This window comes from Massilia antarctica (genome assembly GCF_015689335.1).
Classification (GTDB): domain Bacteria; phylum Pseudomonadota; class Gammaproteobacteria; order Burkholderiales; family Burkholderiaceae_D; genus Telluria_A; species Telluria_A antarctica.
On sequence record NZ_CP065053.1, the window covers coordinates 3,744,017 to 3,757,848 of the forward strand.

Sequence of the window (13,832 nt, forward strand, 5' to 3'; positions counted from 1 at the left end):
GGCCGCTGGCGGCGCCGCCGCCAGACTCGACTACTAATGCGAAAGCCTTCATGACGACGATGAAAATCATGTTCGTCGCCGACCAGCTGAAATTCGGCGGCGGCGAACGCCACACAGTTGCCCTGGCCACCGGCCTGGTGCGGCGCGGCCACCAGGTGGCCCTGGGCTACCTCAAGGATTCGGCCGAACTGGCTCCCGACCTGGAGCAGGGCGGGGTGGCGCCGCTGCTGTGCTGCCACGCGAAAGATGGCTTCGACTACGCCGCCATGGGCCGCCTGGCGGCCCTGGTCGACCAGTTCGAGCCCGACGTGATGATCGGCACCTCCCAGTATTCGCTGATGTGCGCGGCGATTGCCGGCCTGCGCGCGCGCAAGCGTCCGAAACTGGTGTTCATCAACCACAGCATGGGCGTGGTCAAGCGCGGCGGCAAGCAGCGCCTGCGTTTCGTGGTGTACCGCCAGTTTTACCGCATGGCCCAGTGCACCATTTATATCAGCGAACTGCAGCGCGGCTTCTTCAAGGCGCTTGGCGTGAGCGACGCGCGCAGCGAGGTGGTGCACAATGGCGTGGACCTGAACCACTTCGCGCTGGCGCGCGTGGCCGACCAGGCTGCCGCCCTGCGGCGCGCCCACGGCTTCGGCGAGCATGAACTGGTGATCGGCCTGTGCGCCATCTTCCGCGAGGAAAAGCGCCAGGTCGACTTGCTGGCCGCGCTGGCGCGCCTGCGCGCCCAAGGCGTGGCGGCGCGCGTGGTACTGGTGGGCGACGGCAGCATGCGGCCTCAGATCGAAGCGTGCATCGATGCGCTCGGCCTGCGCGATGCGGTGCTGCTGGCCGGCTTCCAGACCGATGTGCGCCCGTATATCGCCATGTGCGATGTCATGGCACTCACTTCGCACGATGAAAATTTCCCGATCGCCACCCTGGAGTACATGGCGCTCGGCAAGCCGCTGGTCGCCAGCGATGTCGGCGGCATGCGCGAGCAGGTCGAGCACGAGGTCAACGGCCTGTTGTATCCTGCCGGTGACGTTAGCGCGCTGGTGGCGGCGCTGTCGCGTTTCAGCGACGACGCGCTGTGCGCCCGGCTGGGGCAGGGCGCGCTGGCAAGCGTGCGCGCGCGCTTCGACGCCGAGCGCATGCTCGATCGTTATGAAACCATTTTCCAGGCAGTGGCAGGCAAGCCGGCCCGCGCCGGGCTGGCGTGATTGCTCGCCCGCGCGCGGGGCTGGCTGGTGCCGGCGCCGCGCGCGAACCAGGACGGGCCAGCCGGCCCGCCAGACACAACAGAGCGAACCCGTATGCCCATAGAAGACATGGTCCACCCCTTTCTCAAGTTCTACACGGCCGCGCCGCAGTGGATCAAGAGTTCCATCGGCCAGCTGTATGCGCTGGCCCCGGCCAGCCTGCGCTACGGGGCCAAGTATCACGAGTTCGTCGGCGAGATCGCGCGCAGCGGCGACCTGGCGTGGCTGCGCCGGCGCGCCGATGAAAAACTGATGGATACGCTGCGCTGGGCCATCGAGACCGTGCCCGCCAACGCCGCCCTGAAACCGGCCCTGGCGCGCGGCGATTCGGCGGCCGCCCTGCTGGCCGCCTTTCCGCTCCTGACCAAGGAAGACATCAAGGCCGACACCAGCCGCTACCTGTCAACCCGCATGGGCCCGGAAACCCACCTGATGGCGTTTACCGGCGGCTCGACTTCGGTGCCGATGAAGCTGTACCTGGAAAAATACGTCTCGCGCTCCAAGGATTTCGCCTACAACAGCACTTTCGACGAAATCGCCGGAGTCGGGCGCGACGATATCATCCTGGCCCTGCGCGGGCGTACCGTGCCCGGCGCCGGCCGCCCCGACGGCACCGTGTGGATGTTCGACCCGATCAAGCGCTACCTGCACCTGTCCTCGGACCATCTGGAGCCGGCCTACATGCCGCGCTACGTCGAGGCGCTGCGCAAGTGGAAGCCGACCTTCATCCACGCCTTTCCCTCGGCCCTGGTGCCGCTGGCGCGCTGGCTCAAGGCCAATCCGGCGCCCGAGGTCACGGCGCGCATCCGCGCCATCCAGCTGTTTTCGGAAAATATCTACGATTACCAGGTGGACCTCCTCAAGGAAGTGTTCGGCTGCCCGGTGCTGCTCGATTACGGCCATTCCGAGCGCGCCGTCAAGGCCATCTCGGCGCCGGATGATGCGCGCTATTTTTTCTGGCCCCTGTACGGCAAGGTCGAACTGGTCGATACCGCCGGACGCAGCATCGACACCCCCGGCGTGCTGGGCGAGATCGTGGCCACCGGTTTCGACAACCGGGTCATGCCGCTGATCCGCTACCGCACCGGCGACCTGGCCATGTGGAGCGCCGCGCCGAACCATACGCGGCCCGGCTTTGCCGTGGTCGAGCGCATCGAAGGGCGCCTGCAAGAGTTTTTGGTGTGCCACGATCACCGCCTGGTATCGATCTGCACCATCGGCGCGGCCCACTTCGAACAGCTCGCCAGCGCCGACCGCATGCAGTTCGAGCAGACCGCGCCGGGCAAGGCCACCCTCAAGGTGCTCTCCAGTACCGAGCTGACCAAAAGCGCGCGCGAGGCGCTGGCCGCCGGCATCCACGCCAAGACCCAGGGCGGCCTGTCGGTCGAGATCGTGCGGGTCGATGAAATCCGGCGCTCGGTGTCGGGCAAGCACAAGCTGCTGCTGCAGCACCTCGATATTTCCACTTACCTGGGCGCGGCCCACCTCGATTCGGATGGAACAGCATGAAAAAGTTGGTGATAATGATCGGCCCGTCGCCGACCGCGCGCGGCGGCATCGCCAGCGTGATCAAGACCTATTATGAACATGGCTACGGCGCCGACGGCACTACCCGCTTCATCGCCAGCCATGTGGACGGCTCGATGCCGCGCAAGGCGCTGCAGGCGGCCCTGGCCCTGGCCCAGTTCCTTGGCCTGCTGCTGCGCGGAAAAGTCGCGCTGCTGCATGTACACGTGGCCTCGGGCGTGAGTTTCTGGCGCAAGGCGATTTTCATCCGCACCGCGCGCCTGTTCGGCCGCCCGGTCCTGTTCCACCTGCACGGCGGCGCCTTTTGCGACTTCATGGACAATGGCTTGTCCGGCTGGGCCCAGCGGTTCGCCGTCGCCACCGTGGCCAAGTCGAGCGCCGCCTTCGCCCTGACCGACGATTCGGCCACCTGGCTGCGCGAGCGCGCCGGCCTGGCCGCCGTCGAAGTGTTTCCCAACCCGGTGGCGGTGCCGCCTGCCAAGCCGCGCAAGGCCGGCCTGCGCGATGTACTGTTCCTCGGCCGCATCGAAGACAAGAAGGGCGTGTTCGACCTGATCCGCGCCTTTGCCGCCGTCCACACGGCCCGCCCCGAAGCCCGCCTGGTGCTGGCCGGGGAGGGCGATATCGCCCAGGCGCGCGCCCTGGCCGACCAACTGGGCCTGGGCGCGGCGGTGGTCTTGCCGGGCTGGGTCGACGGTACAGCGCGCGCCGCTTTGATGGACCAGGCCGCCGTTTTCGCGCTACCTTCGCATACTGAACAGATGCCGATGTCGATCCTGGAAGCGATGGCGTGCGGGATTCCTGTTGTTGCGACAAGTATTGGCGCGATTCCATTAATGTTGTCACAAGGAAAGTGTGGTATTTTGGTGCAACCCCGCAATACGGTTGATCTCGGTGCCTCAATTTTGCGCATCTTGGAAGATAATGTTCTTGCGGATACGATCTCTGCTTCCGGACTGGCGCGTGTCAGGTCCGAATATATGGTCGAAACAGTATTGGAACGTCTTGCACGACGTTATAAGGAGTTAGCAGCATGATAAAAGTGATAAGCGCTCTCGCGTTGACCGTCGCCGCAACCGCTTTGCCCGCCGCGGCACAGACTTTTACCGCCGCGCCGAAGATGTTTACCACGGCCGAACTGGCCGCCACCGCGACCGCCCTGAGCCCCACCTCGCTGACGAGCGCGATCGGTAGTTTCGACGCCACCACCCCGCGCATGGGCCACCCGCGCCTGTTCAAGGGCCAGGCCGACTACGCCGGCATCGTCGCCGCCACCAAGGCCGAGCGCGCCAAGGCCTTGGCCGCCATGACCGCCTACCTGAAGCGCACCGCCGTCAGCGGCATCACCCCCACCTTGCGCACCCAGATCAATTCGAATACCGAATCGGTGCGCATGGGCAGCTGGTGGGAGCAGAGCCGCCTCCTGGAGGGCATGGGCGAAGCGGCGCTGGGATGGTATCTGACCAAGGATCAGTGGTTCCTGACCGAAATGCGGGCCCGCATGCAATTGTTCGGTCCGCCGGTACTGGCGCGCAAGTGCGCCGGCGACGTCGCCGAAACGCGCGACTACGCCTGGTCGTACGCGCTGGCCTACGATTTTGCCTACAGCGCCATGACGGCGGCCGACCGCCAGATGGTCAAGGACATCATCATTTCCTGCGGCAATTCGAGCCTCTTGAAGACCCCCGAACAGGTGCGCAAATACCCTGAGAACAGCATTTCCTTCAACGCCCTCGGCAAATTCGTCGGCGCCTTGCTGATCGTGCGCGGCGACATGCCGGAAGTCAATGCCTGGCTGGCGCCGGCCGTGCAGGAATACGTGTTCAGCACCAGCCCATGGGGCGGCGAGGATGGCGGTTTCGCCAACGGTTCCAGCTATGCCGAGTGGGATGCGGGCGAGTCCTTGCTGATGTGGGACTTGATCGAGCGCGTGCTCGGCGTGCCGTTCTACCGGAAACCGTGGGTGGCCGAATTTGCCCGCTTCGTCGCGTATGCGCTGCCGCCTGGCGCCCCGGCCGGCGTGTTCGGCGATGGCGCCGAGGTGCTGCGCGGTGAAGACTGGGCCCGCTTCGGCAAGGCCATCATGAACCGTTCCGATACCGTGCTCTCGCGCTGGTACGTCAAGCAGATGAGCGGCGAAGACTATGCCCGCCTGCACATCATGCTCAGCCCGCGTGAATACCAGGGCAGCACCGAACTGCCGGCGAACATCCCGAATGGCGCCTACTTCCCGGCCGTCGGCTGGGCCGCCATGCACAGCATGCTGGTCGACCGCAACCGCACCTCGGTGTACTTCAAGAGCAGCCCCTTCGGTTCGCTGAACCATTCGCACGGCGACCAGAACAGCTTTGTGATGTATTCCAAGGGCAAAGTGCTGGCCATGGACAGCGGTCACTACGACTACTACAACTCGCCGCACTGGCGCGATTACTACAAGCAGACCAAGGCCCACAACGCCATCACCTTCGACGGCGGCCAGGGCCAGTTCCTGGGCCTGTCCGGGCTGGGCGAAAAAGCCGCGGCCGGCAAGTTGACCAAGTTCATCCAGCAGGCCGGCTGGGATATCGTCAGCGGCGACGCCGCCGCCGCGTATGCGGGCAAGCTGACCCAGGCCAAGCGCACCCTGGTATTCATCCGTCCGTCGACCCTGGTGAGCATCGACCAGTTGAACAGCGCCACGCCACGCAAGTACGAGTACAACCTGCACACCGTCGCGCCGCTGGTGGGCGTGATGTCGGCCTTCCGCGTCGATATGGCGCCGGCCGAGATGTGCGGCGCGGTGACCTCGCCCGACCCGCTGGCGCAAACCGGCTCGGCCGGCTACACGCCGGCGCCGAGCGTGGCCGCCGGTCCGCACCAGTGGAACAAGTTCAGCTACACGACGGCCAAGACGCGCGGCGTGTTCGTCTCGGTGCTGCGCGCCGACTGCCTGAGCCCGAAACCGACGATCGTGTACTCGGCCAGCGGCGCCACCATCACCCTGGGTGCGCGCACCATCACGGTGACCGATACCGATGTGACGGTGAAGTAAGCGCCAGTCAAGGCAGACGTAATAGATGTAACAAAGTGCAAGCGCAGGGGCGGGCGAGCCATCCGGAACAGGGGATTGCGGCCTTCTCCGGCGCCTTGGGCGCCCCTTGGGTGCTAAAAAAAGGAAAGGCCGCGCGATGCGGCCTTTTTTTATTGCGGCGCACTTTTCCCCGCCACCACGGGGTGTACGGCGCGGCACGCGGCTGAAACTGGCCTGTTGGAAACTTATTTTTTATGCATCGAGAATGGGGAAGGCGGTTTTCTGCTGCAATGCAACAACGGCCGACGCGCACATCAGACAAATTGCGGGACAAACGTGCCTTTCCCACTATAATTATGGTTTTGATAAATCCCGGATGACTATGCCCCTGATCTACCTGGTCGCTGGTGCTCGACCCAACTTCATGAAAATCGCGCCGATCGTCCGTGCCCTGCAAAGCCAGGCCACCTTGACCTTCAAGATCATTCACACCGGCCAGCATTACGACCGTGAAATGAATGACGTTTTCTTTGAAGAGCTCGGCATCCCCCAACCCGACATCTTCATGGGCGCCGGCGGCGGCAGCCATGCCCAGCAGACGGCGAAGATCATGGTCGCCTTCGAGGAACTGTGCGTGGCCGAGCGTCCCGCCGCGGTGCTGGTGGTAGGCGACGTCAATTCGACCCTGGCGTGCTCGATCTCGGCCAAGAAGCTCAACATCCCCGTGGCCCACGTCGAAGCCGGCCTGCGCAGCGGCGACATGACCATGCCGGAAGAAATCAACCGCCTCGTCACCGACAGCATCACCGACTGGTTCTTCGTCACCGAACCGAGCGCCGTGAGCCATCTGCAGCGCGAAGGCAAGCCCGATTCCGCGATCCACTATGTCGGCCATGTGATGGTCGACAACGTGCTGTACCAGGCCGAGAAGCTGACCGCCACTGACACCTCCGCTTACGAAACGAGCGCCTTCAAGGCGGCCCGCACCGCCAATGGCGGCCGTTACGGCGTGGTCACCCTGCACCGTCCGAGCAATGTCGACGATGCCGCCATGATGAGCCGCATCGGGGGCGCCCTGAAAGAGATCGCCGCCGACCTGCCGCTGATCTTCCCGGTGCACCCGCGCACCCGCGCCAACCTGGCATCCTTCGGCATCGATCTCGGTCCCAACGTGACCCTGGTCGGCCCGCAGGCTTACATGGCTTTCCTGAACCTGTGGAAAGACGCAGCGGTGGTGCTGACCGATAGCGGCGGCTTGCAGGAAGAAACCACAGCCCTGGGCGTGCCCTGCATTACCATCCGCGACAATACCGAGCGTCCGGTCACCGTCGACGAAGGCTCGAACGTGCTGGTCGGCACCGATCCGGTGCGCATCGTGGCCGAAGCGCGCAAGGTCTTGCATGGCGAAGGCAAGCAGGGCCGCCGTCCGCACCTGTGGGATGGCAAGGCTGCCGAACGCATCGTCGCCATCCTCACCACCGAGCTGGCCGCGCTGGCCGCCAAGGAGCCGGTGTGAGCGGGCGCATCACCATGATGGGTTGTCAGATGGATAATCTGACGATGGATGAAACCTTGCAGAAAGTGGAAGGTTTTATCGCCACCGGCCAGCCGCACCAGCACGTGTGCGTCAATGTCGACAAACTGGTCAAGGCCGACCGCGATCCGGAATTGCGCCGCATCGTCAACGAATGCGCCCTGATCAGCGTGGACGGCATGCCGGTGGTGTGGGCCGCGCGCCTGCTCGGCAAACCCCTCAAGGAGCGCGTCTCCGGGGTCGACCTGTACGAAGCGCTGATGAAGCACGCCGCCCTCAAGGGCTGGCGCGTGTACCTGCTGGGCGCGCGCGAGGAAGTCGTCTCCGAGGTCAAGCGCCTCTACGAACTGAAGTATCCGGGCTTGGTCATCGCCGGCTACCGCAACGGCTACTGGAAGCCGGAAGAAGAGCCCGGCATCGTCGACCAGATCGCCGCAGCCCGCGCCGACCTGCTGTTCGTGGCCATCAGCTCGCCGAAAAAAGAGCATTTCCTCGGCCAGTACCAGGCCCGCATGAAGATTCCCTTCGCCATGGGCGTGGGCGGCACTTTCGACGTGGCCGTCGGCAGGGTCAAGCGCGCACCGCTGTGGATGCAGAAAAGCGGCCTCGAATGGTTCTACCGCTTCCTGCAGGAACCGCGGCGCATGTTCCGTCGCTACTTCATCGACGACATGGCCTTCATCCGCCTGTTTTTCAGGGAAGCCACCCGGCGCTAGCATCCGGCCGCCGCCGCGCCACACCCAGCATCGCATCCACACTATTCGCATCTTTACCTTTTCATTCAAAGGCAGTTTTTATGAGCACAATTGGCGTCATCGGTCTCGGCTACGTCGGACTCCCCCTCGTTGTCGAGTTCGCGAAACTGGGCCCTACCATCGGCCTCGATATTTCGGTCTCCAAGGTCGAATCCTGCCGCCGCGGGGTTGACCCGTCGCGCGAACTGTCGGACGAGCAGATGGCCGCGGCCGTGCACGCCGAGTACACCAACGACCCGGCCCGCCTGGCCGACGCCGACCTGATCATCGTGGCCGTGCCGACCCCGGTCGACATCGCCCATAACCCCGATTTCGGCCCCCTGATCGGCGCCAGCCAGGTCGTCGGCAAGCACATGAAGAAGGGTGCCACCGTCGTCTACGAGTCCACCGTGTATCCGGGCGCGACCGAGGAAGTGTGCATCCCCGTGCTCGAAAAAGCCTCGGGCCTGAAGTGGAAGGATGATTTCTTCGTCGGCTATTCACCCGAGCGCATCAACCCGGGCGACAAGGAACACACCTTGACCACGATCCTCAAAGTGGTCGCCGGCGATACCCCGGAAACCCTGGAAAAGGTCGCGACGATGTACGAAGCTATCGTCAAGCCGGGTGTGCACCGCTGCTCGAGCATCAAGGCGGCCGAAGCGTGCAAGGTCATCGAAAACACCCAGCGCGACCTGAACATCGCGCTGATGAACGAACTGGCCATCATCTTCGACAAGATCGGCATCGACACTTCCGAAGTGCTCAAGGCTGCCGGGACCAAGTGGAACTTCCTCAAGTTTTCCCCGGGCCTGGTGGGCGGCCACTGCATCGGCGTCGATCCTTACTACCTGACCCACAAGGCCGACATGCTGGGCTACCACCCGCAAGTCATTCTGGCGGGACGGCGCATCAACGATGGCATGGCCAAGTTCATCGCCGAGCAGACCATCAAGAACATGATCGCCGCCGGCAGCTACATCAAGGGCGCCAAGGTCAATGTGCTGGGCCTGACGTTCAAGGAAAACTGCGCCGACCTGCGCAATTCCAAGGTGGCCGACGTCATCACCGAACTGAAAACCTACGGCGTCGACGTATTCGTGCACGACCCGTACGCCGATGCCGAGGAAGCGATGCATGAGTACGGCGTCAAGCTGGTCAGCTGGGATGAATTGCCGCGCGCCGATGCGCTCGTGGCCGCCGTCTCGCACCGCCAGCTGATGGCCACCTCGATCGAGGACTTCCAGAAGAAGCTGATCAAGGGCGGCGTGTTCATCGACGTCAAGGCCGCGTTCGACCAGGCCGCCCTGGTCGACGCCGGCATCAAGGTATGGCGCCTGTAAAGCGCGCCATCGCAAGACCGCGCCAGGATGGTGCGGCCTTGCTGTTGCTGCTGGCCGTGGTCGGCATGGGCGCCGCCTCGCTGCTGATGTCGGGCATGGCGAAAACGGATATGCACGCCGGACCGGAGCGGCGCAGCGCGGCCGCCCTGGCCCAGGCGCGCGAAGCGCTGATCGGCTTTGCACTGGCCAATGGCCGCCTGCCGCGTCCGGCGCTGGAGCATGGCGGCGGATCCGAGTTCGAGGGCCGCTGCGACAGCGAAGCGCGCTGCACTGGCCTCTTGCCCTGGGTCACCCTGGGGCTCGCGCCGGGCGATGGCTGGGGCAAGCTGCTGCGCTACAGCGTCTCGCCCGTGATGAGCGCGGCGCCGATCCAGCCCACCGTGGCCTTCGGCACCAAGTCGGTGCTCACGCGCCGCGACGGCCGCCTGGCTTACCAGGTCGGTGCCGCCGACTGTTCGATGGCCACCCAGTGCGCCGCCGCCGTGGTGCTCTCGCACGGGCGCGAGCATGGCGGCATCAGCGTGCATGGCGTGCGCCAGCCCGATACGTCAAGCACCGATGTGGACGAGCGGGTCAATGCCGGCGCCACCACCACGTTTGTCCAGCGCGCGCGCGAGCGCGACCCCAGTCTGGCCGGCGGCGAATTCGACGACCAGCTGGTGGTCGTTCCGGTCGGCGTCCTGTTTAACCGCATGAGCCTTGCGCGCAGCTTGCCGCAAGGCGAGTAGGGCGGCCAGCTGGCCGTCCCCCACCTGTTTCCGAAAGAGTCACACCCATGAAAATTCTCGTTACCGGCGGTCTGGGCTATATCGGCTCGCACACCTGCGTCGAACTGATCGCGGCCGGCCATGAGCCGATCGCTTTCGATAATCTGTCCAACAGCCAGCGCACGGTGCTGGGCAGGGTCGAACGCATCACCGGCCAGCCGCTCACCTTCATCGAAGGCGATATCCGCGATCCGGCCGCCCTCGATGCCGCATTCAATGCGCACCAGATCGGCGCCGTGATCCACTTCGCCGGCCTGAAAGCCGTGGGCGAATCGGTGTCGCAGCCGCTGCGCTACTACGACAATAACGTGGCCGGCTCCCTGGCGCTGTTCCATGCCATGCAGCGCCACGGGGTCGCCGCGCTGGTGTTCAGTTCCTCGGCCACCGTCTACGGCGACCCGGTGTCGGTGCCGATCCGCGAAGACTTCGCGCTGTCGGCCACCAATCCCTATGGCCGCAGCAAGCTGATCATTGAAGACATGCTGCGCGATATCGCCAAGGCCGAGCCGAGCTGGCGCATCGCGCTGCTGCGCTACTTCAATCCGGTCGGCGCCCACGAAAGCGGCCTGATCGGCGAAGAACCGAACGGCATCCCCAACAATCTGCTGCCGTATATCGCCCAGGTGGCCGAGGGCCGGCGCGCATTCCTGTCGGTCTACGGCGGCGATTATCCGACCCCGGACGGCACCGGCATGCGCGATTACATCCACGTGGTCGACCTTGCCATCGGACATGTCAAAACCTTAAGCAAGCTGGCGACAGGTCCCGGCATTGTTACGTACAATCTCGGCACCGGGCGCGGCAACAGCGTGCTGGAAATGGTGCGCGCATTCGAACAGGCCAGCGGCAAGCAAGTACCCTACCAGATCGTGGCGCGCCGCCCCGGCGATATCGCCGCCTGCTACGCCGATCCCGCCCTCGCCGAAACCGAGCTGGGCTGGAAAGCGCAGCGCGACGTGGCCCAGATGTGCGTCGATGCATGGCGCTGGCAATCCCTGCCCAAGTAACAAAGGCGTGTCAACACTAAGGAAAGAATTCCCATGAAAGCGATGATCCTGGCCGCCGGTAAAGGCACCCGTGTGCGTCCCCTGACCTATGATCTGCCCAAGCCGATGATCCCGATCCTGGGCAAGCCCGTCATGGCTTACCTGGTCGAGCACCTGGCCAAGTACGGGGTGACTGAAATCATGGTCAACGTCAGTTATCTGCACGAAAAGATCGAAGAGTATTTCGGCGAAGGCCACCAGTTCGGGGTCCAGATCGGCTATTCCTTCGAAGGGTATACCAACGATCTCGGCGAAGTCGTGCCGCAGCCGATCGGCTCGGCCGGCGGCATGAAGAAGATCCAGGAATTCGGCGGCTTTTTCGACGACACCACCATCGTGTTGTGCGGCGACGCACTGATCGACCTCGACCTGAAATCGGCCCTGTTCGAGCACCGCCGCAAGGGCGCGCTGGCCTCCGTGATCACCAAGGAAGTGCCGTGGGATAAGGTGTCGAGCTATGGCGTGGTGGTCACCGACAAGGATGGCCGCATCACCGAATTCCAGGAAAAGCCGTCCGAAGCGGAAGCGAAGTCGAACTTCATCAGCACCGGCATCTATATTTTCGAGCCGCGGGTGATCGACATGATTCCGAGCGGCGTGCCGTTCGACATCGGCTCGGAACTGTTCCCGCTGCTGGCCAAGGAAGGCTTGCCGTTCTACGCGCAGACGCGCGGCTTCAACTGGATCGATATCGGCAGCGTCTCCGACTATTGGCAGACCCTGCAAAACGTGCTGCTGGGCGAAGTCGCCCACATGGACGTGCCCGGCATCCAGGTCGAAGACGGCCTGTGGGTGGGCCTGAACACCCGCATCGAATGGGAAGGCACGACCATCGAAGGTCCCGTCTACATCGGCTCGGGCGCCTGCGTCGAAGCCGGCGCGACCATCATCGGCCCGAGCTGGATCGGCCACGGCAGCCACATTTGCGCGGGCGCGAAAGTGGTGCGCAGCGTGTTGTTCGAGTACACACGGGTCTTGCGCGATGTAACGTTAGATGAAATGATCGTGTTTAAGGATTACAGTGTGGACCGGGCCGGCGAAATGAAGCACGTGTCGGAGTACGCGTCGGACGAATGGGTCAATGCCCGCGACCGCCGCTTTACCCGGCGTACCGACGTGGCGACGGAAACGGCCAAATAAGCTGGAACAGTAGCACATAAAAAAACAGTTGCATAAAAAATACCTGAAAGAGATGCGATGAAAATCTACCCAGTGATCCTGTCCGGTGGCGCGGGAACGCGCCTGTGGCCCTTGTCGCGCGCAGTCCTGCCCAAGCAGCTGCTGCCGCTGGTCACCGACAAAACCATGCTGCAGGATACGATCCTGCGCGTGTCGGGCTGGCCCGAACTGATGGCGCCGCTGGTGGTGTGCGGCAACGAACACCGCTTCCTGGTGGCCGAGCAGCTGCGTGAGATCGGCGTGACCCCGCTCGGCATCCTGCTCGAACCGGTGGGGCGCAATACGGCCCCGGCGGTGGCGGCCGCCGCCAACTACCTGCGCGCCATCGATCCGGACGCCGTCATGCTGGTGTTGCCGGCTGACCATGTGATCGACAAGAATGTGCCGTTCGCCCAAGCCGTGGCCCAGGCTGCCGCGCTGGTGGCCGATGGCGCCCTGGCCACCTTCGGCATCGTGCCGCAGGCGCCGGAAACCGGCTACGGCTATATCCACCGCGGCGCGCGCGCCAGCGGGTCCGACACCGCTTACCAGGTCGACCGTTTCGTCGAGAAGCCCGACCGCGCCACCGCCGAGCTGTTCGTGGCCGATGGCGGCTATTACTGGAACAGCGGCATGTTCCTGTTCCGCGCCGAAGGCTTTCTGCGCGAGTTGGGCGAATTCGCCCCCGCCATCGCCGAGGCCGCCGAAGCGGCGGTGCGGCTCGGCTACCGCGACCTCGATTTCTGCCGCCTGGACGAAGCGGCGTTTTCCAGCTGCCCGTCGGACTCCATCGATTACGCCGTGATGGAGCGCACCCGCCACGCGGTGGTGGTGCCGGCCGACATCGGCTGGAGCGACGTGGGCTCGTGGTCGGCCTTGTGGCAGGTGCAGCAGGGCGATGCCCAGGGCAATGTGCAGCGCGGCGACGTGTATCTCGACGGCGTCACCAATTCGCTGGTGCGCGCCGAGAGCCGCATCGTGGCCGTGATCGGCGTCAACGACCTGGTGGTGGTGGAAACCCCGGACGCGGTGCTGGTCGCGCACAAGGACCAGGTGCAGCGGGTCAAGCAGATCGTCGACCATCTCAAGTCCAAGGAACGCACCGAGCACTTGCACCATACCAAGGTGTACCGCCCCTGGGGGTATTACGAGGGCATCGATGCGGGCGACCGCTTCCAGGTCAAGCGCATTACCGTCAAGCCGGGCGAAAAACTGTCCTTGCAGATGCACCACCACCGTGCCGAGCACTGGGTAGTGGTGAGCGGCACGGCGAGGGTGACCTGCGGCGAAAAAGTGAGCCTGCTGTCGGAAAATGAATCGACCTACATCCCGATCGGCATGAATCACCGCCTTGAAAATCCGGGCAAGGTGCCGCTTCACATCATTGAAGTGCAGTCGGGTAGCTATCTGGGCGAGGACGATATCGTCCGCTTCGAAGATATTTACCAGCGCGCCTAAGCGGACGGCTG

The 13,832-nt window shown here is 64.3% G+C and carries 11 protein-coding genes; all 11 read left to right on the forward strand.

Annotation, left to right across the window (positions count from 1 at the left end):
- The first annotated feature begins 50 nt into the window (after window positions 1-50).
- Complete coding sequence (locus tag IV454_RS16980; protein WP_206087038.1) at window positions 51-1,205, forward strand: glycosyltransferase family 4 protein; 1,155 nt, start codon at window positions 51-53, stop codon at window positions 1,203-1,205.
- Window positions 1,206-1,298: 93 nt separating this feature from the next.
- Entirely contained in the window at window positions 1,299-2,753 is a 1,455-nt protein-coding gene (locus IV454_RS16985; protein WP_206087039.1) for a phenylacetate--CoA ligase family protein, read from the forward strand.
- Window positions 2,750-3,808, forward strand: a complete 1,059-nt coding sequence (locus tag IV454_RS16990; protein WP_206087040.1) for a glycosyltransferase family 4 protein — start codon at window positions 2,750-2,752, stop codon at window positions 3,806-3,808. Before IV454_RS16985 ends, IV454_RS16990 begins: the two co-directional genes overlap by 4 nt.
- A complete protein-coding gene (locus IV454_RS16995) occupies window positions 3,805-5,802 on the forward strand; it encodes a heparinase II/III domain-containing protein (RefSeq protein ID WP_206087041.1) in 1,998 nt (665 codons plus the stop codon). Before IV454_RS16990 ends, IV454_RS16995 begins: the two co-directional genes overlap by 4 nt.
- A 361-nt stretch (window positions 5,803-6,163) precedes the next feature.
- The gene (gene wecB / locus IV454_RS17000; RefSeq protein WP_206092714.1) at window positions 6,164-7,297 is read left to right on the forward strand and encodes a non-hydrolyzing UDP-N-acetylglucosamine 2-epimerase; all 1,134 of its coding nucleotides are present in this window, start codon (window positions 6,164-6,166) and stop codon (window positions 7,295-7,297) included.
- A complete protein-coding gene (locus IV454_RS17005; RefSeq protein ID WP_229521655.1) occupies window positions 7,294-8,031 on the forward strand; it encodes a WecB/TagA/CpsF family glycosyltransferase in 738 nt (245 codons plus the stop codon). The genes wecB and IV454_RS17005 overlap by 4 nt, the downstream gene beginning before the upstream one ends.
- Window positions 8,032-8,111: 80 nt before the next feature.
- Window positions 8,112-9,392, forward strand: a complete 1,281-nt coding sequence (locus IV454_RS17010) for a nucleotide sugar dehydrogenase (protein WP_206087042.1) — start codon at window positions 8,112-8,114, stop codon at window positions 9,390-9,392.
- The gene (locus IV454_RS17015; protein WP_206087043.1) at window positions 9,380-10,120 is read left to right on the forward strand and encodes a hypothetical protein; all 741 of its coding nucleotides are present in this window, start codon (window positions 9,380-9,382) and stop codon (window positions 10,118-10,120) included. Before IV454_RS17010 ends, IV454_RS17015 begins: the two co-directional genes overlap by 13 nt.
- Window positions 10,121-10,167: 47 nt before the next feature.
- A complete protein-coding gene (gene galE, locus IV454_RS17020; protein WP_206087044.1) occupies window positions 10,168-11,166 on the forward strand; it encodes a UDP-glucose 4-epimerase GalE in 999 nt (332 codons plus the stop codon).
- A gap of 33 nt (window positions 11,167-11,199) precedes the next feature.
- Window positions 11,200-12,345, forward strand: coding sequence for a nucleotidyltransferase family protein (locus IV454_RS17025; RefSeq protein ID WP_206087045.1), 1,146 nt, complete (start codon window positions 11,200-11,202; stop codon window positions 12,343-12,345).
- Between the two features lie 57 nt (window positions 12,346-12,402).
- On the forward strand, window positions 12,403-13,821 hold the full coding sequence (locus tag IV454_RS17030) for a mannose-1-phosphate guanylyltransferase/mannose-6-phosphate isomerase (RefSeq protein ID WP_054267015.1): 1,419 nt from the start codon (window positions 12,403-12,405) through the stop codon (window positions 13,819-13,821).
- Window positions 13,822-13,832: the final 11 nt, after the last annotated feature.

Excerpts from the sequence above, each read along its gene's own strand:
- IV454_RS16985 (WP_206087039.1), top strand. The coding sequence starts at position 1,299 with ATGCCCATAGAAGACATGGTCCACCCCTTTCTCAAGTTCTACACGGCC.
- IV454_RS16980 (WP_206087038.1), top strand. The coding sequence starts at position 51 with ATGACGACGATGAAAATCATGTTCGTCGCCGACCAGCTGAAATTCGGC.
- wecB (WP_206092714.1), top strand. The coding sequence starts at position 6,164 with ATGCCCCTGATCTACCTGGTCGCTGGTGCTCGACCCAACTTCATGAAA.
- galE (WP_206087044.1), top strand. The coding sequence starts at position 10,168 with ATGAAAATTCTCGTTACCGGCGGTCTGGGCTATATCGGCTCGCACACC.
- IV454_RS16995 (WP_206087041.1), top strand. The coding sequence starts at position 3,805 with ATGATAAAAGTGATAAGCGCTCTCGCGTTGACCGTCGCCGCAACCGCT.
- IV454_RS17025 (WP_206087045.1), top strand. The coding sequence starts at position 11,200 with ATGAAAGCGATGATCCTGGCCGCCGGTAAAGGCACCCGTGTGCGTCCC.
- IV454_RS17010 (WP_206087042.1), top strand. The coding sequence starts at position 8,112 with ATGAGCACAATTGGCGTCATCGGTCTCGGCTACGTCGGACTCCCCCTC.
- IV454_RS17030 (WP_054267015.1), top strand. The coding sequence starts at position 12,403 with ATGAAAATCTACCCAGTGATCCTGTCCGGTGGCGCGGGAACGCGCCTG.
- IV454_RS17015 (WP_206087043.1), top strand. The coding sequence starts at position 9,380 with ATGGCGCCTGTAAAGCGCGCCATCGCAAGACCGCGCCAGGATGGTGCG.
- IV454_RS16990 (WP_206087040.1), top strand. The coding sequence starts at position 2,750 with ATGAAAAAGTTGGTGATAATGATCGGCCCGTCGCCGACCGCGCGCGGC.